The sequence below is a fragment of the Moritella sp. 36 genome (genome assembly GCF_018219415.1).
Lineage (GTDB): Bacteria > Pseudomonadota > Gammaproteobacteria > Enterobacterales > Moritellaceae > Moritella.
Window position 1 is genome coordinate 1084374 of sequence record NZ_CP056120.1, and the last position, 20498, is coordinate 1104871.

Consider the following 20498-nt stretch of genomic DNA (forward strand, 5'->3'; position numbering starts at 1 on the left):
TTGATAGTCGATAATTATTATCCTGTTAGCATATTTGATTCAATTAAGTTGATAGTGAAGAAATGCTAATGGAAAATTATGTCGTCGCTTTAAGTGTCTCAAAGCCTAAACTTGAGAACATTAATGGAAAAGATTTAAAAACATCAATTGTTAGAGAGCCCCTCTATCATCCCGTTTATTTTGATCAAACGGGCCCCGTTGGAAATAAGCCTGCAGACCATATCGAAGATGTCTTTGTATATTCAGAGAATCATTATGACTATTGGTGTGAAGTTTTTAATATAGAACGTTCGTCATGGAAGCATGCGCATTGGGGAGAAAACATTACCTTAAACCATGCCTGTGAGGAGACATTACGTATTGGTGACATCGTACGTATTGGAAATGAAGCGGTGTTACAGGTGACGTTTCCTAGAATCCCGTGCTTTAAGCTGTCTTGGCGTTTAGGGCAAGCGGTCAGCGTATTATCAGATATTATTGATTCAGGACGAATTGGTTTCTACATGAATGTTATTGAACCGGGAACAATAGAGCCCAATGATGCATTCACCGTTATAAAGAGTAATCCACAGCATCCTACCGTCGCTGGTATATCTCGTATGTTGCAAAGTTCAGATACGAGTATAGGGCAGATGCTTGAGGTAAAAAGTTTGCCAGACCTCACACCTTGGGGGTTAACCTGGATTAACAAAAAAATACATACTATTGAAGAGCTGTCACTGTTAAAAGAATATCGTTGGTTAGGATGGCGGTCGTTTACGATTAATAATATCGTTGCAGAAACCCATGATATTTATTCTTTTTATTTGTCACCATCAGATATACAAGCTGTTCCAGCTTTTCGCCCTGGTCAGCATTTAGCTGTACGCTTACAGGTTGAAAATGAAGTAATCGAGAGACGGTGGAGTCTTTCTGAATATTGCCCAGACAAAATGCAATATCGTATATCAATTAAAAAAGTAGACAATGGCTTAGGCTCTTCATGGATGCATGCTGCAAAAGAAGGAGTACAAGTTGAGATCAAAGCACCCTCTGGTGATTTTTATTTAGATAACACTGATATTATGCCTATCGTGCTGATATCAGGTGGGATAGGCGTGACGCCGATGCTTGCGATGTTGCAGGCTCATCTTCTAAAAGACAAAAACACGCGAGCACCGATTTATTGGATTCAGTGTGTGTTAAACAAAGATAATCATCCGTTTAGAGATGATGTACTAGCAAAAGTTGAAGAGCTAGGAGTACATATTCACTTTGTTTATTCAGGGCCCACCGAAAATGAGACGATTGGGCATGATTATCATTCATGCGGCCTGCTGTCTGTTGATAAACTTATGTCTATATTAAAAACAGAAAATATTAAGTTTAACGGTAAAACAATTGCTATCCCTCCTGCATTTTTTAGTTTCTATCTATGTGGACCTAAACCAATGCAGCAAGCTCTGTATTCAGGCTTAAAAGAGAAAGGAGTCGAGAAAGTCTTTTTTGAAGAGTTCGTTTCCGCTCTAGCAATGAATAATGCGGATAATACGTTAGATGTTGCAACGGTTACTTATAAAAATGCGAAAAAGCAATTAAGTTGGCATTTAGAGGATGACGTATCACTCTTGGAATTGGCTGAGTTTTACGATTTAAAACCACAGTATCAATGTCGAAGTGGCCAATGTCACCGCTGTAAGGTGAAAGTGCTAGAGGGTAAAGTAAGGCACACATTAAGCGTCGAGGGAATAGGGGAAGATGAAGTGCTTTTATGTTGCGGTGTTCCAGATAGCTCACAACTTATTATCGATGTTTAGACAATGCTGCTAAATGCTGAAATATCAGGGGATACACCTTGGTAGTGAGTTCATAATAATCAGTGCTTTAGGTGTTCATTTTGATGTGGGTTTGCTTCAGTAAAGAGTACAACAATCAAGGGTTCTGTCATATAATAAAATGCCTATCGATTGAGAGCTATGTCGCTAATGCCGTTATGTCATCATTTAAGAACTTATGCTAAATCTGCCGAGAAGAGCTTTCATCAACACGACGATAAAGTACAGCTTGTCTACATACACTCCGGTTGCTGCATTATCGCTACCCGCAACGATAGTACCCTTGCGGTCAACGGCCAGCTGCTTTGGATACCAGCTGGTGTCGAACATCGTTTAGAAGTGCTAAAAAGTACTATTTTTAGTGTATTATTTTGTGAACCTAATGAACTGCCGATGTTTAGCCACGATATGGGGTGGCTCACAGTCAATGGGCTGGTGGTACCGCTTATGGAGTATATTGATGAGATCGAATTGACCGAGGTCAGTGATATTCCCGCACACTATTTAGCGGTACTAAAAGATCAAATTAGTCAGCAGAGCATCAAAGAACAAGGCTACAAAGCCACTGGTGAGATTGACCGACGCTTGTTGCCTGTAATCCAGAGCCTTACCCTTAAGCCTGATATCAAATTATCGCTAGAGGACTTTACCGAGAGTTGTGGCGCCTCGACTAGAACGCTTAATCGGATGTTTCAAAAATGCTTTGAGCAACCGTTCCGCAGCCTGAGGTTGCAGATTGTGATGGAGAAAGCTTTGCAACTCAACCGCCAAGGCATACCACACACTGAGGTTGCTCTGGAACTTGGTTATAATAGTCTCTCTGCTTTCTCCACTGTGTTTAATAAATACCTTCGCGAGAAAAAATACTGAGCCAACTTGGCGGCTACGCGCAATAGACTGGCGTTTAGACTAAAGCGGCTGAGTCTATGAGTGAGTAAAATAAAGGCATATTCAATCTAGGAAGAGTTATTATGCCTTTAGTTAAACTACTCGCAATTAGCCTATTAATGGCAAGCAGTTATTTCTTTGCTGCTGACATGTATGCCCCAAGTCTACCGTACATGGCTAACGCGCTAAACGCCTCAAGTGGCACGGTACAGCAGACTGTCAGCATTTTCTTTATTTTCGTGGCGATAAGCCAGCTGTGTTGCGGTCCCTTATCGGAACGTTTTGGACGCCGTCCTATTGCAATAATCGGTAGTCTGGTATTCGCACTCGGCTCACTCATTTGTACCAGTACTCAGGATATTAATGTACTTATTTTAGGCCGTTTAGTGCAAGGTATTGGTGTTGGCGCTCTGTACCTATTGTGTCGAACAATTTTGCAGGACTCTTTTTCTAAGACGCAGCTTATCGGCATAATGTCTTGGTTCGGTATTTTATTTTTAACCTTGCCGGGACTAACGCCAGCGCTCGGTGGCATATTACAAACGCATTTTGGTTGGCAAGCTAGCTTTTGGTTTATGTCCGCCTTAGCGATAACAATATTTTTGGTTATTACGCTGTGTCTTGGTGAGACGCATCAGCAAAAGAATATGCACGCAGTAAGATTGTCTAATATTGCGCAAGACTACTGGATGATCGCATCCAACAGTAAGTTCTTACGCTATCTGTTGCTGATGATTGTCTCAAACGGTGGCGTTATTGTTTTCTATCTGATGGGCGCCTTTATCTCACAAGAAAACTATTCGATTGCCCCGCACGCGTTTGGTTTAACCTCACTACTATTGATAGGTAGCACAATCTCCGCACGACTCGTGTTTAACAGCCTACTCAAACAGCGCTTTAGCGAAAAGCAATTGCTGCTTTCAGCTAGCATCATCATGGTTATTGGTAGTTGTGGTTTATTGGCTAACATTACTTATGCTAGCTTTAGCCTAATGATACTTAGCGTCGCTGTTTATTGTTTTGGTGCCGGTCTTACCACCAGTATCGCAGCGGTCAATGCCCTGTACTTATTCCCTCAACATAAGGGGCAAACAGGCGCTATTTTCGGCTCGCTGCAAATGGCTGGAATGTTCTTGTTAACGCTATTAGTCAGTCACATCGCTAATACCGAGTTTGTCATGGCGGTTGTGTTCGTTATGATGGCCACGCTTAGTCTTACTGCCCAGTGGCGGAAAGGCTAATGCTAGAGGGATTTGTTGAGACTTGTGAACAAGGCATACCGCACATAGCGGTTGCCTGGAACTGGTTATGATCCTTAGACTGATTTTATCGCGTTAGCTTTGATGAGCGCTGATGTATCCATGCTCCCCAGTCCATGTTGCTGTAATAGCTCGTAATCACTATCGACTTGACTTGTTAAAGGTAATTGCAGTTGATAGCGTTCAGCTTCTTCCAAACAGATCCCAAGATCTTTTCTCATTAGATCGATCGCAAAGCCAAAATCAAACTGATCTTTTGCCATCGTTTCTGCTCGGTTCTCCATCTGCCATGATCCTGCTGCGCCATGCTTAAGTGTCTCTACTACGAGTGCAACATCTAATGATGCTTTTTCTGCTAACGTTAAAGCTTCACTTAAACCTTGCAAAACCCCTGCAATACATATTTGGTTTACCATTTTACAACGTTGGCCTTGACCGTGACCGCCCAGCAACGTTACCTGTTTTGCATAAGCGTTAAGCACAGGTTGAACTGTCGTAAAGGTATTAGCATTACCACCACACATGACGGTTAATGCGCCATTTTCGGCACCTGCCTGTCCACCTGAAACGGGCGCATCCATAAATTCAATATCATGGTTTGTACATGCTGCGGCTAACTCGATGGCAAGTTGAGCTGATGTCGTGGTGTGATCCACTAAGATCGCGCCCGGTTTGAGGCTGGCCAATACGCCTGACTCACCGTATACCACGCTGCGTACATCGTCATCGTTACCAACACAAATGAACACGATATCTGCGTTTTCTGCGGCTTCTTTAGGGGACGAGGCCAACTCTCCTTGGTAGTCTTTTACCCACTGTATGGATTTTTCTGTGGTACGATTAAATACCTTGGTTTGGTATCCAGCACGTTTTAAATAACCCGCCATTGGGTAGCCCATGACACCAAGGCCTACAAAAGCAACGTTTAAATAATTCATATTTCACACTCCAATTCATAATGACATATGTCAATTTTCATTTGTAATTTATTGCATTACCTTGTGGTAAGTCAATTGTTTTGTACAATTAATTAACAAATATTATGGTATTAATAGGTAAATGTAATGGTTCTAGCGCTGTATGTTTTATTTCAGCAAGGTAAACTAGGGCTTATCAATGTTATGTTTTTGCTGTGTTCATTAGAGGTAAGTTAATGAGTGATATTAAGTTTCGACAAATAGCCGAAACAATTGAAACTAGAATTAATACTGGTGTATATCAACCTAATACTAAACTACCGCCGCACCGGGTGTTAGCCGACGAGCTTGAGACCACGCCGACAACTGTGTCCAAGGCGTATAAATTATTGGTTGAAAAAAACAAGGTTGAATCCTTTGTTGGCCGTGGCACGTTTGTTTGCGGTAATTCTGAATTGGAAACAGTGATCCAAGCCTCCGACGATGATGCAGATTATAATTTCTCAATTTTACAACCCTGCCTAAAATATAATGTTTTACCCTTACAGGCTGCATTTCAGCAAACGTATGCGGCATTGCCGAGTGAGCTATTGGGTTATATCGAACATTCTGGGCACTTATCTCACCGAGAAGCGGGTGTTAAATGGGCGGCGGAATTTGGTTTATCCGTTTCTGGTCCTGACGAAATACTACTTGCCAGTGGCGCGCAGAATGCACTGGAAATACTGATCCAAACCTATACTAATCCAGGTGATTGCATTGCGGTTGAAGCATTTACTTATCCTGGTATTCTCTCTATCGCTAATTTATTGGGTCGCCGCGTTGTTGACGTTGCAATGGATAATGAAGGGATGTGTCCGACTGCACTTAAAAACGCTATTCTTAACGATAAGCCGAAATTGGTTGTCATTGTACCGTCACACCAAAACCCAACAGGTGTGACTATGCCGCAAGCGCGTAGAGAAACCATTGCTAAAGTGATCGAAGAAGGGAATATCTGGTTATTAGAAGATGATATTTATGGCTTCTTAAACCCAATGACGATCCCGGCAATCACAAACTATATACCCGAAAAAAGTTTTCATATTACCAGTCTGTCGAAAGCGATTAGTCCTGCGTTACGTTGTGCATTTATTAAAGCGCCTAAAAGTGAAATTCGTAAAATAGGCGCATGCATCCGTACTTCTATCTGGCTGGCCTCACCACTTAATTTTGCTGTAGCAGCACAATTAATTAACTCTGGTGAGGCTTTTATTATGGCGCATCAACAAAAATTATTGGCCGCGCAACGACAACAGTTTGTGACAGATAAATTGGGTTTTTTGTCTTGCTCTAGCCAGCCGACAAGTTACCATATTTGGGTGGAATTACCGGAACATTGGCGACAAGAGCATTTTGTGATGGAAGCTAAAAACCAAAAATTACTAGTGAGTAGTGGTGGTTACTTCTCGCAACAGAGTGATAAAAGCAATCATATTCGTTTATCTTTAATGGCGATAGATGACGAACAACGTTTTCAGCAAGGTGTTGTATCTCTAGCTAATTTACTCCAAGATGGGCAGGGGTCACACTTCCTATTTTAATTATTTTAACTGTTCATGATGTAGACCCATAATAGGACATTAGGCTAAGGAGAGTTTATGTTGAAAAATATGATTACGGGTATACTTATTTTAAGTTGTTCTGGCTGTGCCTTGTTCGTTAAAAAAGATCCGACACCACCAGAGATAGAACCAGCGGATGCAGAAGTTCCGGTATTACTATTACCGTCAACAGTAACGCCGACCTCGGCAGCGGAATGTGCAGGTGATATGGAATTACCTATAGAGTTTAGTCGTAAGTTCACCGCTGTATCTGACCCTGAATTACTAGCGCAATCTATTGGTGAACCTGAGGAAGGCAGACTCTGTCAGGGGCAAGTCTATGTAGCTAAACAGAACACTAAAATCTTACTGTTTCGTGCTTGGAATAGTGCCAATCCGGCGAGTAAATTTGGTGAGTGGTGGGCATTAAAAAGTCCACGTGGACAAATAGCTGAATATCGTAGTGATTATCAAATATGCTATCAATGGTCGCCGCTAGATAAACTTACCTTATGCAGTTTAAACGCGGGGGCGAAAGTGGTTATTGGCACAGGCCAAAGTGCGACCTGCTCAGATTATCTTGAATATCCGACCTCAGAGAAGAAGCAGGTATATCTGGCTAATGCAGACGTGGATCTCGTTGATTGCACTAGCTACAACGCCGAATTCAATTGGACGCCTATTATTAATAATTAAATAATGTATCAGTTCACGTTATTCTAGGCATAAGGTATTTCAGCACATGACAAATAGCTGGCTAACACTCTTAGCTGCTTATTTGTCGTAAGACCGTTTAGTCCATGTCATCAAAAGGTTGACCAATACTCGGTAAGAACACATCAAGGAAATACCGAATTTCATCTGTTATACGTTCGTCTAATGCATTTTTACAGCGTAATTTGGCTTTCGCAAATTCATGGTTACCACAGCTTTCCTCTTCAATACACTTCATATAAGCACAGAGAATATCCGCATCTTTGACTAACTTTTTATAAATAGGATCAAGATCAGGGCTTGATAATAGTGGCTTATATGCATCGCGTAATTCTGCTGGCAACATATCGAGTAAGGTTTTTTCAGCGGCCAATTCAATTTTGTTATATTCACGAATAATGGCTTTATTGTAATATTTCACTGGGGTGGGTAAATCACCGGTAAGCACTTCGGTGGTGTCGTGGAACAATGCCATTGAGGCTGCTTTGTCAGGATCATAGTTTTTGTCGTAATAAGTATTCCCGATCAGCGCAAGTGCATGGGCAACCATTGCAACCTGTAAACTGTGTTCGGCAATATTCTCATTGGTGACATTACGCATCAGCGGCCAACGATAAATTAACTTCATGCGGGCAAGGTGGGCAAAAAAATGGCTCATGCTCTTCTCCAAATAAAAAGTATCTAATGACGATACAGGCTAAAACCACGTAAGTCATCGGTTTCATTACTGTAGCACCTCTTTGCATACTCTCAAAATTTCAAATAGTTAGATTTCTCGCTTTGCATTTGAAGTGTTATGTTATAACATAACAAAATATGAGTGTTATATTATAACAATTAAGGAAAATAGTTGTGAAAAAGAAATTGGTCTCCCTCGCGATTGGTAGCATCTTGGTATCACCTGCTTTTGCTAATACGTTGTCAAACCCACAAATTGGCGTTGTACTTGATGGTTACTACCAAAATGGTGAGCGTAATAATTCAGAACGTGGGGAGGGTTTTGGACTCGGGCACACTGAAATCAGTATGTCCGCTAATATTGATGACAAGTTTCATGGCGTATTAACGACAGTGCTAGAGGTGCATGGCGATGAAACTGAGCTTCTTTTAGAAGAGGCGTTTGTTGAAACATTGGCAATGCCTTATGGTCTTAATATCCGAGCGGGACGATTCTTGTCAGACTTTGGTTATTTGAACAACCAGCATGTACACACGGACAGTTTTGTTGAACGTCCAATCGCTTACCGTACTTTCTTGGGTTCCCATTATTATGATGATGGTTTGCGTGCAAACCTAGTACTACCAACGGATATGTATGTGAAACTGGGGGTCGAGGCATTGAGTGGCAGTAAGATGTCTGCTGTGGAAGATGGCTCCGAAGTGGGTGTTTATACCACGACATTAAAACTAGGAGATGATTTTTCTACGTCGTCCAGCTGGCAGTTTGGTTTAAGTTACCTACGTAATGACAACGGTAAAACCAAAAGTTTTAAAGAGCATAAGCATGGTGAACATGCCGATCACGGCCATGATCACAGCCACGCATCGGCGGTGACGGGATCAAATCTATACGGCGCTGACTTTGTGTGGAAATGGGCGCCCAATGGCAACTATAAATATCGTAATTTAACGCTATCAGCTGAATACATGTTGTTAGACGATATTCTGGATAGTAAATACCAAGGTGAAAAGAATGCACCTGATAATCTAGCCGCGTATTACGTATCGGGTGTATACCGTTTTACTCCTAGTTGGTCGACAGGTCTGCGCTACGGTGAAGCTGAAAGCTATGACGGGCATGCACATGGCGAACATGTACATTTGACCTCTCTGAAAGACCGTGAGTTTGATGCGATGCTGGCGTGGAACTCTTCTCATTTTGGTACTGTTCGTGCCCAATACTCACGTGTTGAAAACCAATCTAAAGAAACGGATAACGTATTCACACTACAATATGTAATGACGTTTGGAGCCCATGGTGCACATGCGTTTTAAGAAAAGAACATTAATGCTGGCGGTAAGTGCGGTAATGTTGTCTGCACCTGCTCTCGCGTTGAATATCTTTGTCTGCGAGCCTGAATGGAAAGCACTATTGGCTGCACATGCACCAAAAGCGACCATCTATTCTGCGACAACGGCACTGCAAGACCCACATTATGTGCAAGCGAGGCCGTCTTTAATTGCAAAGATGCGCCAAGCCGATATGGCCATGTGTTCAGGTGCTGAGTTGGAAATTGGTTGGTTGCCGATGTTACAGGCGCGAAGCAGTAATCCGGCGGTGCAAAACAATAAGCAAAGTATGCTGTATGCGTCAGAGATTGTCAGCATGTTGGATACGCATCATCATGTTGACCGCAGTATGGGGGATATTCACGCCTATGGTAATCCGCATGTGCAGTTTGCTGCCAACGATATGATCCGAATTTCTCGCGTGGTGAGCAAACGTTTGGAAAGTATAGATCCCGCTAATGCATTTAGTTACCTAGTCAATGGTGTGAAGTTCCGTGAACATTGGCGAAAAAAATTAGTTGAATGGAAACTGCGAGCTGAACCGCTGCGAGGTATGCAAGTAGTGAGTTATCACGAGACCTATCGTTATCTGTTTGATTGGTTGGGGATGGAGCAGGTTGCAGATCTTGAGCCTAAGCCAGGTATTTCGCCGACGACTGCACATTTGCAATCGTTGACGAAGTTAGACCCAGCGTCGTTTGATGCGATTATTTACTCTTCTCATCAGAATCAACGACCGGCCAATTGGCTGCATCAGCAAACACAAAAGCCAGTGATTCAATTACCACTAACGGTATCGGAAGGGCAAAGCCTTGACGAACTGTATGATGGTATATTGGATGATTTACTTGATGTGCTTGCGCAATCAGAGAAGCGTTAACCTATGCTAGCGGATTATCTTTGGCTCGCCCCCGCGGTGTTGTGTGGTTTGATTGCGCTGGTGGGCAATGTGATATTGGGGCAACAAGTGCTACAGCGGAAAATCATTTTTATTGATTTAGCCGTCGCACAAGTTGCCGCATTAGGTGCTGCATTTAGCCAGTATTGGTTAAGTGGTTTTGATGTATTACCCGAGACTTGGTTAGGGCAAATGATTGGGCCTTGGGTATTATCGCTACTACTGTGTGGTTTAATCGCTTTAATGGAAAAGCACTATCAACAGCACCTTGAACCTATGATTGGAAGCTTATTTGTGGTGTCTGCTTCATTGGCTATTTTATTGGCAAGTAAAGACCCGCACGGTGCCGACTTTATCCAAGGTATCTTAAATGGTCAGCTATTATGGGCAACATGGGATGATGTTTGGCCGTTGGCGATCATCACTGCTGCGATGGTGACTTTGGTCACGATGAAACCTGAGTTTATGCATGGCAGTGGTTTCTACATTATCTTCGCGATATTAATGCCGATAACGGTCAAGTTGACGGGGATCTACCTTGAATTTGCGTTATTGGTGATCCCAGCTCTTTGTGCATCGGCGTTAAAAGGTATACGGTTTTTTATCGCGAGCATGGGAATTGGTGTTGGAGGTATTTTGTCTGGTATCGCAATGTCAGCTCACTATGACTTACCCAGTGGTGCAAGTATCGTCATTACCTTGTTTGTATCTGGCGTACTGTTTCATTTATTGCTGCAACCTTTAGTGATGAAGACTGAAGTTCGCGCTTCATAAGATAAAGTCGCACGTAAAATAAAGCCTGATCTCAGAATACTCTGGAGTCGGGCTTTTTTCGTTTCACATCAATATAGTTTACGTTTCGATTTAGAGATCAATAATTGATTTTACAGTTGTTAGGAATAGATTTAATCGACATTAATACCGCCTTAGGGTACTGTTATTATATACAGTGCTTTGTTGATTTATTAAATGGAACACATCTATGGTTATAAACTAAGGGGAATATATAAATGTTACATTCAAAAGCAAGCTGCCTTTGTGGTGCTGTTGAAATTACCGCAAACGAAATTAATCCTAGATTTACTGTCTGCCACTGTGACTCATGCAGGGGATGGGGTGGTGCTCCATTTTTTGCTGTTCAATGTGGAACGAATGTAAGTATTACAGGGTTGGATAAAGTGAAGACGTATAATTCATCATCTTGGGCATCTCGTGGTTTTTGCACTGATTGTGGAACCCATTTATTTTTTAAATTTAATGACAGTGGTGATTACAATATGCCAGTGGGCATATTTAAAGATTTGAATGGATTAGAAATGGATATGCAATACTTTAGTGATCAGCGACCTGACTATTATTGCTTTTCAAACGAAACGAAAGAAATGACCAAAGCTGAAATTATGGCTTATTTTGCAAAACAGATATAACAAGCATGTTTAAAATGACCAATAAAAAGCATCGAGATTAGATTTTTTATTAAAAAAGGCGTCATTACAACGCCTTTCTAATATCTACAATGGTATTACCTACAAACTAATCCTGACGGTAAGTTGATAAGAAGTTAGCCAGCTTGTTGATCGCAAATGTTAACTCTTCAACTCGCGGTAAAAATACTACGCGGAAGTGATCAGGGCGAGCCCAGTTAAAACCAGTGCCTTGTACAATCAATAGCTTTTCTTGTTGTAACAGATCTAATGCAAATTTCTGATCGTCTTTGATATTGTACATTTCCATATCAATTTTTGGGAACAGATACATTGCACCTTTTGGTTTTACACACGTGATACCCGGAATATCATTTAACATCCTCCAGGCTAAATCACGTTGTTCCAGTAAACGACCGCCTGGTAGAATCAATTCATTAATACTTTGATAACCACCTAGCGCCGTTTGTATCGCATGCTGCATCGGTACGTTTGAACACAGACGCATAGACGCCAACATTTCTAATCCGGCAATATAGTCTTTAGCAAGATGCGTCGCACCACTTAATACTAACCAACCAGAGCGGAAACCGGCAATACGGTACGCTTTAGACAAACCATTGAAGGTAACAATCAGAATATCTTGTGCCAGCGTACACATAGGCACATGCTCAACACCGTCATATAAGATCTTGTCATAGATTTCATCTGCAAAAATAATCAACTTATTCTGACGCGCCACTTCAATCACTTCGAGCAAGAATTCTTTGCTGTATACCGCACCCGTTGGGTTGTTCGGATTGATTAACACAATACCTTTGGTATTTGGTGTGATCTTGGCTTTAATATCATCCAAATCAGGGTACCAATCAGATTCTTCATCACAAATGTAGTGCGTTGCTTTACCACCCGAAAGGGTAATTGCCGCTGTCCACAATGGATAATCCGGTGACGGTACTAACACTTCATCGCCGTTGTTTAGCAATGCCTGCATCGACATCATGATTAATTCTGAAACGCCATTACCCAGATAAATGTTGTCAATAGACACATTCAGTAGACCTTTCTGTTGATAATGTTGCATCACTGCTTTACGCGCAGAGTATAGCCCTTTTGAGTCACAATAGCCTTGGCTCGATGGTAGGTTATGAATAACGTCTTTTACGATTTCCTCTGGGGCTTCAAAACCAAATGGGGCGGGATTCCCGATGTTTAATTTGATTACTCGATGACCTTCTTCTTCTAAGCGATTCGCTTCTTTTAATACTGGTCCACGTATGTCGTAACACACGTTATCTAACTTATGAGATTTTTCTATTGAGTACATCCCGGCTCCAACGCTGTAAATATGTAAATTATTTTTCTTTCTGCAATAAAAGTAACGTATATAAGGCATTGTTGGAAGTGATATTTGACGTTCAGGTCGATTTATTGTTGCGGCATTGTTAAATAACTCGGGTCTGGTGTAACATTGTCAGCAATAGTTACCAAGTTATGGTGATTTTGTGAGAATATTGTTGTAATACAGCAGTTAAATTCAATGTTAATAGAAGTAAGGAAAACGCATGAGTCAGCAGTTAAACCCAGCAAAAATGAGTGGATTAGAGATACTACAAGCAATGGCGGAAGGAATATTCCCACATCCTTCAATTTGCCAAACAATGCCAATGCAATGTGTTGATGTAAGTGAAGGGCAGATTCATTTTAGCGTGCAAGCCGATGATCGCCATTTAAATCCAATGGGCGGTGTACACGGTGGTTTTGCGGCAACGATACTTGATTCGGTAACGGGCTGCGCGACACACTCGACATTGGTTGCTGGTGAGAGTTATGGCACGGTTGATCTGAATGTAAAAATGGTACGTCCAATTCCGAAAAATACAGCATTAAAGGCAAGAGGCAAGGTACTAAACATATCAAAAACCGTGATTATCTCGGAAGGTGATATTTGTGATGCCGATGGTAAGCTTTATGCGCACTGTACCGCAACGTGTGCCATTACTCGCCTAGCTAAATAGGTTTTCTTTATGATAAACACTACATCTGAGATTTGTTTATGATAAATAGTATTTCTGAAATAGCACCGCATACATTTCAATTTAATCCATCGGCCAGTGAAAACGCGGGAAAGATGGTGATAGGGCATCGTGGTGCGTCATCTATAGCCCCAGAAAACACCTTGGCCGCTTTTCAATTAGCAGAGGACAATAACGTTCCTTGGATTGAAGTCGATGCCAATATGCTCGCTGATGGTAGTGTGGTTATTTGTCATGACAAAGCCCTCGACCGCTGTAGTGATCACAGGGGGTTATTATGCGATAAAATCGTCACCGACCTAGATGATATTGACGCGGGTGCATGGTTTGGGCTGGATTTTGTTGGAGAACGCATTCCGACGCTGGTGGATCTAATCTTATTCACTAATGAAACTGGTATGAATCTGAATTTAGAATTGATGTCAGGAGCTGATAAAGCCACGACAGACCGATTGATAGACGGTGTTATTCGTGACATTAACCATCACTGGCAAGGGGGGCAGCAGTTACTTATCTCCAGCTTTAATCATCTATTATTAGCCGAAATAAAACGTCGAGCGCCCGAAATAAGTTTAGCGTGTTTGTTCGACGCGCCATTACCGGATGATTGGCTAACCTCGATGCAATATGTAGGCGCTGAGTTTATTCATCCTAAGGATAGTGGTTTGACCGAACAACAAGTCAACGCTATGACTGTCGCAGGTTACAGTGTGAATGTATGGACGGTTAACTGTTTGGCGCGTGCGAACCAGCTTTATAATTGGGGGGTAACGGGGATTTGCACTGACATTCCTCAACAGTTTCCGCCTTGTTACCGAAATTAATAGCGAGATAACTTCAAGTATATCGGTGAAAATATCATACGGAAAGGACAGCAGAGCATGACGGATAACAATATCGATGCAGTCAGTGAACGCTTAGCCCTGCGTTGGCAATTATTACTGCAAGATAACTTTACGCATTTGACGATGGTACAAATACAGCAAGCTTGGTCGCGTTTGTTACTCCATTACCAAGAAGCGCATCGGTATTATCATGACCTCTCGCATATTGAGGGCTGTTTTACTTGGTTTGATCAAGTGCAAGATCAGCTTGATGATCCATTAGCGGTAGCACTCGCCATTTGGTTCCATGATATTATTTATGATGTGAGACGTGCTGACAACGAGCTCAAAAGTGCACAGTATGCGGTGACAGCACTCACCAACTTTGCGGTATCGATACAGTTAGTACAAAAAGTGTATGAGTTAGTGTTGTTAAGCCAGCACCCAAGTAAGCCAAGTCGTACAATCAAAAGGCAATCAGGAAAATTCTTGTCGAAAGCAACCGATACAGCGCGAACAAGTCTTAATGATCAGGCGTTATTTTTAGATATTGATTTAACTATACTAGGTCAACATAACGCTATTTATGAACACTATGAAAAAGCTATTCGCAGCGAGTACCAACATGTACCATTGTGGTTATATAAACGTGCTCGGAAATGTTTGCTAAAACGGTTTTTACGCCAGCCAATCATTTATTATTCGACTTATTTTAAAGAAAAATTTGAACAGCAAGCCAGAGTGAACATACAATCAGTACTCAGCTCCTAATGGAATACATAAATCATGATTATTAATGGCTCTGTCAGTCAAGATGTTGCAATTGCCGACCGTGGTTTTAACTTTGGAGATGGGCACTTTACCACCATTAAGATAGCTGCAGGGCAAGCCTTACTACTCGATTTACACTTGGCACGTTTACAACAGGCGTGTGCAGTGCTCGCAATCGAGTTTACCGAATGGGATGAGCTGGTCGCTGCTATCACTCAGCAAGCACTGGCATTACAAGGCGGGGTATTAAAAGTCACCATTACCCGAGGCGAGGGGGGTCGTGGTTACGGTACGTTAGATTGCAGTAGCGCAAATTGGTTTTTACAGCATCGATCTATTCCTGCGCAATACAGTGAATGGGCGCGTGTGGGTATTGAATTAATGCTTTGCCAATATCAACAAACGGTGAACCCAGTATTAGCCGGATTGAAGACGTTAAACAGACTTGACCAGGTGATGATTAAGCAAGAACTCGATGCTAATGGCATGGCTGATGGACTGGTTTGCTCGACAGACGGTTATGTTATCGAGACATCTGTAGCCAATGTGTTTTGGGTTATTGGGGATAAAATCTATACACCGAGTACTAAGCGCAGTGGTATTGAAGGTGTGATGAAAACGCACATTTTAAACTTATTGAATAAACTGGGTTTGACACTGAAAACCGGAGATTACACTATTACTGATGTACTGGGTGCCGATGAAGTTTTTATTACCAACTCAGTGATGGAAGTGGTGCCTGTCAACCGTATTTTAAAGCAGGGAGCTCAAGACGATATTCATGTTGTTCGTTATGATCTGGCAGTGAATGATCCATCGGTATGGCGTTTACTACAACAAGAATTACACGCTTAATATGCAATGTAATGGATAACGTTAGCTCACTCGCGTTATCCATTATGACTAACATAAATGAGGTATTAATAAATACGACGTTTAAGCCCTTTCTTATCTAAGATCTTGGTGGCGATCTCTTCAACCGAAAATGACGTACTGTTAATGTATGGAATTTTTTCGCTACGGTATAAGTATTCCACTTCCGAAATTTCTAATTTGCATTGACGTAGTGACGCATAAGTACTGTTAGCAATACGTTCACTACGAATATCTTGCAGACGCTTCACATCGATGGTTAAGCCAAATATTTTATGTTTATTGCGTTTTAATGCTGGTGGCAGTTTCAAATGATCCATATCATCGGCAATAAATGGGTAGTTGGCAGTCTTGATACCAAACTGTAATGCTAGATATAAACTGGTTGGTGTTTTGCCACTACGTGATACACCGACTAAGATTAAATCTGCATCATCGTAATCTTTACAGGTAATGCCATCATCGTTGGCGAGGGCATAATTGACCGCTTCAATACGGGCATCATAAGTGTCATTTTTAAGGCTATGTGTACGGTGTGATTTTGGTTCTGCCTTGATATTTAATTGCTCAGAAAGCGGCGCCACAAATGTACTTAGAAAGTCGTGAGAATGGCCTTCATTTGATTCGATAATTGTCCTTATTTCAGATGAAACTATCGAATGAAACACGAGTGGCTTCTGTCCTGTTTTAGCAACATGTTCATTAATTTTTTGAGTAACATATTTTGCTTTTTCTTCGGTTTCGATAAAGGGATAAGTATGCTGATCAAATTCGATCGGAAATTGGCTTAGAAGCGCGTGACCAAAGACTTCAGCGGTGATCGCCGTGCCATCAGAGACATAAAAAACAGTTTGCATTAACTTTATCCTTTTCATAAACAGATGAAATTTTCTAAGTTAGTATCTTACATTGAAATTAATAGCTGTGTATGATTAAAAACACTAAGGAAAGCAAGATGATTATTTTGCATTGATAATATGTGAGCAATATCGAATATCGTTCACAATTAAAATCATTTTTGAGATAGATTTAATACTGGAGAACTGCCGTGATAGAGTACGTAATTGGGTACGAAAAACTTGGAATGAACGACGTAGAACGAGTTGGCGGCAAAAACGCATCTCTAGGTGAGATGATCAGTAACTTAGCTGGCGCAGGCGTGCAAGTTCCTGGTGGTTACGCGACTACCGCTGATGCGTTTAATCAGTTTTTAGAGCAAAGTGGTGTAAACGATAAAATTTATGCACTACTTGACGATCTCAACGTTGATGACATTGCAGCGCTAACTAAAGCGGGTGCTACCATTCGTCAGTGGATCATTGACACACCTTTCCAACCTGAATTAGAAACCGCTATTGCTGAAAGCTATGAAGTACTAGCTGGTGAAGCAGGCGAGCAAGCATCATTTGCAGTACGTTCTTCGGCAACAGCTGAAGATATGCCTGATGCATCATTTGCTGGTCAGCAAGAAACATTCTTAAACGTACGTGGTTATGACAACATTATTGTTGCAATTAAACACGTATTTGCATCACTCTTTAATGACCGTGCTATCTCTTATCGCGTACATTCTGGTTATGACCACCGTGGCGTGGCATTATCTGCGGGTATTCAACGCATGGTGCGTAGTGATGAAGCATCATCTGGTGTGATGTTCTCTATTGATACTGAGTCTGGTTTTGAAGATGTAGTATTTATTACTTCTTCATACGGTCTTGGTGAAATGGTTGTACAGGGGGCTGTTAACCCTGATGAATTTTATGTTCATAAACCAACACTTGCTAAAGGCAACCCTGCGGTTGTACGTCGTAACATCGGTAGCAAACAGATCCAAATGATCTATTCTGCTGACGAAGGGCATGGCAAACAAGTTCAAATTGTGGATGTCGAAGCAAGCAAGTCACGTCAATTCTCTATTACTGATGAAGAAGTAATGGAACTGGCGAAACAAGCTGTGATCATCGAAAAACATTACGGGCATGCGATGGATATCGAATGGGCTAAAGATGCGATTGATGGAAAAATCTATATCGTTCAAGCACGTCCAGAAACCGTACGTAGCCGTGAAGATAAGCAAATTATGGTACGTTTCCACTTAGACGCTAAATCAGGGGTGGTTACAGAAGGCCGTGCGATTGGCGGTAAGATTGGCGCGGGTCCTGCTAAAGTTATTTCATCAATTGATCAAATGGATGAAGTACAAGAAGGTGATGTATTAGTAACAGACATGACAGACCCAGATTGGGAACCTATCATGAAACGTGCTTCTGCAATCGTAACAAACCGTGGTGGGCGTACTTGTCACGCTGCAATTATTGCACGTGAAATGGGTATCCCTGCTGTTGTTGGTTGTGGTAACGCGACAGACCTTATCGTCAATGGTCAAGAGCTAACAGTATCTTGTGCTGAAGGCGACACAGGTTTTATCTACGAAGGTATCTTACCTTTCCGTGAAACGGCTTCAGAAATTGCTAACTTACCGGAAATTCCAGTAAAAGTAATGATGAATGTGGGTAACCCTGATCGTGCATTTGATTTTGCTGCATTACCAAACGAAGGTGTTGGTCTAGCACGTCTTGAGTTCATCATTAACCGTATGATCGGTATTCACCCGAAAGCGCTGCTTAACTTTGATAAGCAATCGCCAGAGCTGCAAGCTGAAATCAATGAAATGATCGCGGGTTATGCATCACCAGTTGAATTCTATATTGCTAAGCTGCAAGAAGGTATTTCAACCTTGGCTGCGGCTTTCTACCCGAAAAAAGTAATTGTGCGTATGTCTGACTTTAAGTCAAACGAATACGCTAACTTGGTCGGTGGTGAGAGTTACGAGCCTGAAGAAGAAAACCCAATGTTAGGTTTCCGTGGTGCATCACGTTATATCTCTGAAGATTTCCGTGATTGTTTCGCACTAGAAACAGAAGCGATTAAACGCGTTCGTAATGACATGGGACTCACCAATGTTGAAATCATGATCCCATTCGTGCGTACATTAAGCGAAGCTGCATCAGTTATCGATTTATTAGCTGAACACGGTCTGAAACGTGGTGAGAACGGTTTACGCGTTATCATGATGTGCGAGCTGCCTTCAAATGCATTACTGGCTGATAAGTTCCTACAGTACTTCGACGGTTTCTCGATTGGTTCAAACGATTTAACACAGCTAACACTGGGTCTGGATCGTGATTCAGGTATTATCTCTCATTTGTTTGATGAACGTAATGAAGCGGTGAAAGTACTGTTATCAATGGCAATTAAAGCGGCTAAGAAAGCGGGTAAATACGTTGGTATTTGTGGTCAAGGTCCATCGGATCATGACGACTTCGCTGCTTGGTTAGTTGAACAAGGTATTGACAGCGTATCGTTAAACCCTGATACAGTATTAAGTACTTGGTTATACCTAGCGGATAAACACGCTAAATAAATTAAGCGTGTTAAACCTGTTTAGTTTAATATAGATAAAAGCCCCAAATTAGTGTTAATTAGCACTGGTTTGGGGTTTTTTTATTGGTTATGCCGCGTACTTATTTATGCCTGTCGATGTGTGCAGTTGATATTCGACATTGTTAAGTTGATTGTCAAAATGGACTAAAATCATATCGATGGACTCTGTCGCAATATTAAAAAAACGGTCCGCTTTTATTGTTGGTCGACTAATCATTATTTCACTATCAATCACTTTGAGCAAATGAGATATTTTTAATAAGTAGTCTGGATTGTTTTGAATATTGATACTTTGTTCTAACGACTGGCAAAGATAGTTAAGTCGAATACGCTCTGCGCGTGTACAGACTTTGGCTGCCGCAATTCCTGTGCCTAGCGCGCGTATTTGTGCAATGCTTTCTGCAGTAAACAGTAACTCTTGCCATAAGAATTGGATTGATTCGCTATTCTCATTATTGAGTTGATGTAGCTTATTATCAAACGCAATATCGTTGATAAGATAGAGTAAATTTAATACTAACTTGTTGTGTTGCTCGAGATTATTCCTAATATTTAAGTTGAAGTAATCGATGGATAAACGTTGCCAATGGTCAGTCATGGCTTGCCAGCGTTCATTTTCTAATAAATCAGGGTACATATCGATGATTTCTATATTTAATTGATTTATCTGTTCTGTTACCGCGTCTAAACGCGCCTTTAGATCTACTTCGCCGTGTAAAATTCCATTTGATAGCCCACGATGTTGCTGCATACGTGTTAATAATTTACGTATGATATTGAGCTTAATTAAACCATCGAGCTGTAACTGCCGGCGGTTATGCTGTTGTTGCTGCATTTGCAGTAAGAGGAAGCATAAGCTAATCAAGGTGCAAAGAATGAGTGCTCCGCTGAGCAGGGCGGTTAATAGTGAGTTCATATTACATACCTTTATATCCATCTAGGGTCGTATATACTTAAGCAAGTATAGTACCAGCGTATAAGTAGGGAAATCGGCCTATATAGCGGTAATCATGCACCGAAATTGTGAAAATATGACTTTAATT

Annotated in this window: 19 protein-coding genes; 14 read left to right on the forward strand and 5 right to left on the reverse strand. The window is 41.5% G+C overall.

Annotation, left to right across the window (positions count from 1 at the left end; translation table 11 throughout):
• Positions 1-68 precede the first annotated feature (68 nt).
• The 3 genes from HWV03_RS04985 (at position 69) to HWV03_RS04995 (ending at position 3943) form a co-directional block, all read left to right on the forward strand.
• Positions 69-1796 (forward strand): MOSC domain-containing protein, encoded by a 1728-nt coding sequence (locus HWV03_RS04985; RefSeq protein WP_211678768.1) that lies wholly within the window; start codon positions 69-71, stop codon positions 1794-1796.
• 159 nt (positions 1797-1955) lie between these two features.
• On the forward strand, positions 1956-2684 hold the full coding sequence (locus tag HWV03_RS04990) for a helix-turn-helix domain-containing protein (RefSeq protein WP_211678769.1): 729 nt from the start codon (positions 1956-1958) through the stop codon (positions 2682-2684).
• 101 nt (positions 2685-2785) lie between these two features.
• The gene (locus HWV03_RS04995) at positions 2786-3943 is read left to right on the forward strand and encodes a Bcr/CflA family efflux MFS transporter (RefSeq protein WP_211678770.1); all 1158 of its coding nucleotides are present in this window, start codon (positions 2786-2788) and stop codon (positions 3941-3943) included.
• 74 nt (positions 3944-4017) lie between these two features.
• On the opposite strand, the gene HWV03_RS05000 is transcribed toward HWV03_RS04995, so the two are convergent.
• Entirely contained in the window at positions 4018-4899 is an 882-nt protein-coding gene (locus HWV03_RS05000; RefSeq protein WP_211678771.1) for an NAD(P)-dependent oxidoreductase, read from the reverse strand.
• A 215-nt stretch (positions 4900-5114) separates the two neighbouring features.
• On the opposite strand from HWV03_RS05000, the gene HWV03_RS05005 reads away from it, so the two are divergent.
• Both HWV03_RS05005 and HWV03_RS05010 read left to right on the forward strand, forming a co-directional pair.
• The gene (locus tag HWV03_RS05005) at positions 5115-6461 is read left to right on the forward strand and encodes an aminotransferase-like domain-containing protein (protein WP_211678772.1); all 1347 of its coding nucleotides are present in this window, start codon (positions 5115-5117) and stop codon (positions 6459-6461) included.
• A 57-nt stretch (positions 6462-6518) separates the two neighbouring features.
• On the forward strand, positions 6519-7157 hold the full coding sequence (locus tag HWV03_RS05010) for a hypothetical protein (protein ID WP_211678773.1): 639 nt from the start codon (positions 6519-6521) through the stop codon (positions 7155-7157).
• A 97-nt stretch (positions 7158-7254) separates the two neighbouring features.
• On the opposite strand, the gene yfbR is transcribed toward HWV03_RS05010, so the two are convergent.
• On the reverse strand, positions 7255-7833 hold the full coding sequence (gene yfbR / locus HWV03_RS05015) for a 5'-deoxynucleotidase (protein ID WP_211678774.1): 579 nt from the start codon (positions 7831-7833) through the stop codon (positions 7255-7257).
• Positions 7834-8021: 188 nt separating this feature from the next.
• Here yfbR and HWV03_RS05020 point away from each other — a divergent pair, with 188 nt between their 5' ends.
• From HWV03_RS05020 to HWV03_RS05035, 4 genes are all read left to right on the forward strand, one after another.
• On the forward strand, positions 8022-9170 hold the full coding sequence (locus tag HWV03_RS05020; protein WP_370629428.1) for a DUF4179 domain-containing protein: 1149 nt from the start codon (positions 8022-8024) through the stop codon (positions 9168-9170).
• Positions 9160-10065: a metal ABC transporter solute-binding protein, Zn/Mn family gene (locus HWV03_RS05025; protein ID WP_211678776.1), complete on the forward strand. Its 906-nt coding sequence runs from the start codon at positions 9160-9162 to the stop codon at positions 10063-10065. Before HWV03_RS05020 ends, HWV03_RS05025 begins: the two co-directional genes overlap by 11 nt.
• A gap of 3 nt (positions 10066-10068) precedes the next feature.
• Entirely contained in the window at positions 10069-10857 is a 789-nt protein-coding gene (locus tag HWV03_RS05030) for a metal ABC transporter permease (RefSeq protein WP_211678777.1), read from the forward strand.
• Between the two features lie 236 nt (positions 10858-11093).
• Positions 11094-11510: a GFA family protein gene (locus HWV03_RS05035; RefSeq protein WP_211674354.1), complete on the forward strand. Its 417-nt coding sequence runs from the start codon at positions 11094-11096 to the stop codon at positions 11508-11510.
• Between the two features lie 106 nt (positions 11511-11616).
• Here HWV03_RS05035 and HWV03_RS05040 read toward each other — a convergent pair whose 3' ends face one another.
• Complete coding sequence (locus tag HWV03_RS05040; RefSeq protein ID WP_211678778.1) at positions 11617-12834, reverse strand: pyridoxal phosphate-dependent aminotransferase; 1218 nt, start codon at positions 12832-12834, stop codon at positions 11617-11619.
• A 238-nt stretch (positions 12835-13072) separates the two neighbouring features.
• Between HWV03_RS05040 and HWV03_RS05045 the strand changes: the two genes are divergently transcribed.
• The 4 genes from HWV03_RS05045 to pabC are packed head-to-tail and all read left to right on the forward strand — an operon-like array spanning position 13073 to position 15993.
• Entirely contained in the window at positions 13073-13525 is a 453-nt protein-coding gene (locus tag HWV03_RS05045; RefSeq protein ID WP_211678779.1) for a PaaI family thioesterase, read from the forward strand.
• Positions 13526-13563: 38 nt separating this feature from the next.
• The gene (locus HWV03_RS05050) at positions 13564-14367 is read left to right on the forward strand and encodes a glycerophosphoryl diester phosphodiesterase (protein ID WP_211678780.1); all 804 of its coding nucleotides are present in this window, start codon (positions 13564-13566) and stop codon (positions 14365-14367) included.
• Positions 14368-14424: 57 nt separating this feature from the next.
• Positions 14425-15138 (forward strand): HD domain-containing protein, encoded by a 714-nt coding sequence (locus HWV03_RS05055; protein ID WP_211678781.1) that lies wholly within the window; start codon positions 14425-14427, stop codon positions 15136-15138.
• A gap of 15 nt (positions 15139-15153) precedes the next feature.
• Positions 15154-15993 carry an aminodeoxychorismate lyase gene (pabC, locus tag HWV03_RS05060; protein WP_211678782.1) on the forward strand — a complete coding sequence of 280 codons (840 nt, stop codon included), beginning with the start codon at positions 15154-15156 and terminating at the stop codon, positions 15991-15993.
• 65 nt (positions 15994-16058) lie between these two features.
• On the opposite strand, the gene ppsR is transcribed toward pabC, so the two are convergent.
• On the reverse strand, positions 16059-16868 hold the full coding sequence (ppsR, locus tag HWV03_RS05065; RefSeq protein ID WP_211674361.1) for a posphoenolpyruvate synthetase regulatory kinase/phosphorylase PpsR: 810 nt from the start codon (positions 16866-16868) through the stop codon (positions 16059-16061).
• A gap of 191 nt (positions 16869-17059) precedes the next feature.
• Here ppsR and ppsA point away from each other — a divergent pair, with 191 nt between their 5' ends.
• A complete protein-coding gene (gene ppsA / locus HWV03_RS05070; RefSeq protein ID WP_211678783.1) occupies positions 17060-19435 on the forward strand; it encodes a phosphoenolpyruvate synthase in 2376 nt (791 codons plus the stop codon).
• An 87-nt stretch (positions 19436-19522) separates the two neighbouring features.
• Here ppsA and HWV03_RS05075 read toward each other — a convergent pair whose 3' ends face one another.
• Positions 19523-20371, reverse strand: a complete 849-nt coding sequence (locus HWV03_RS05075; RefSeq protein WP_211678784.1) for a hypothetical protein — start codon at positions 20369-20371, stop codon at positions 19523-19525.
• Between the last annotated feature and the right edge of the window lie 127 nt (positions 20372-20498).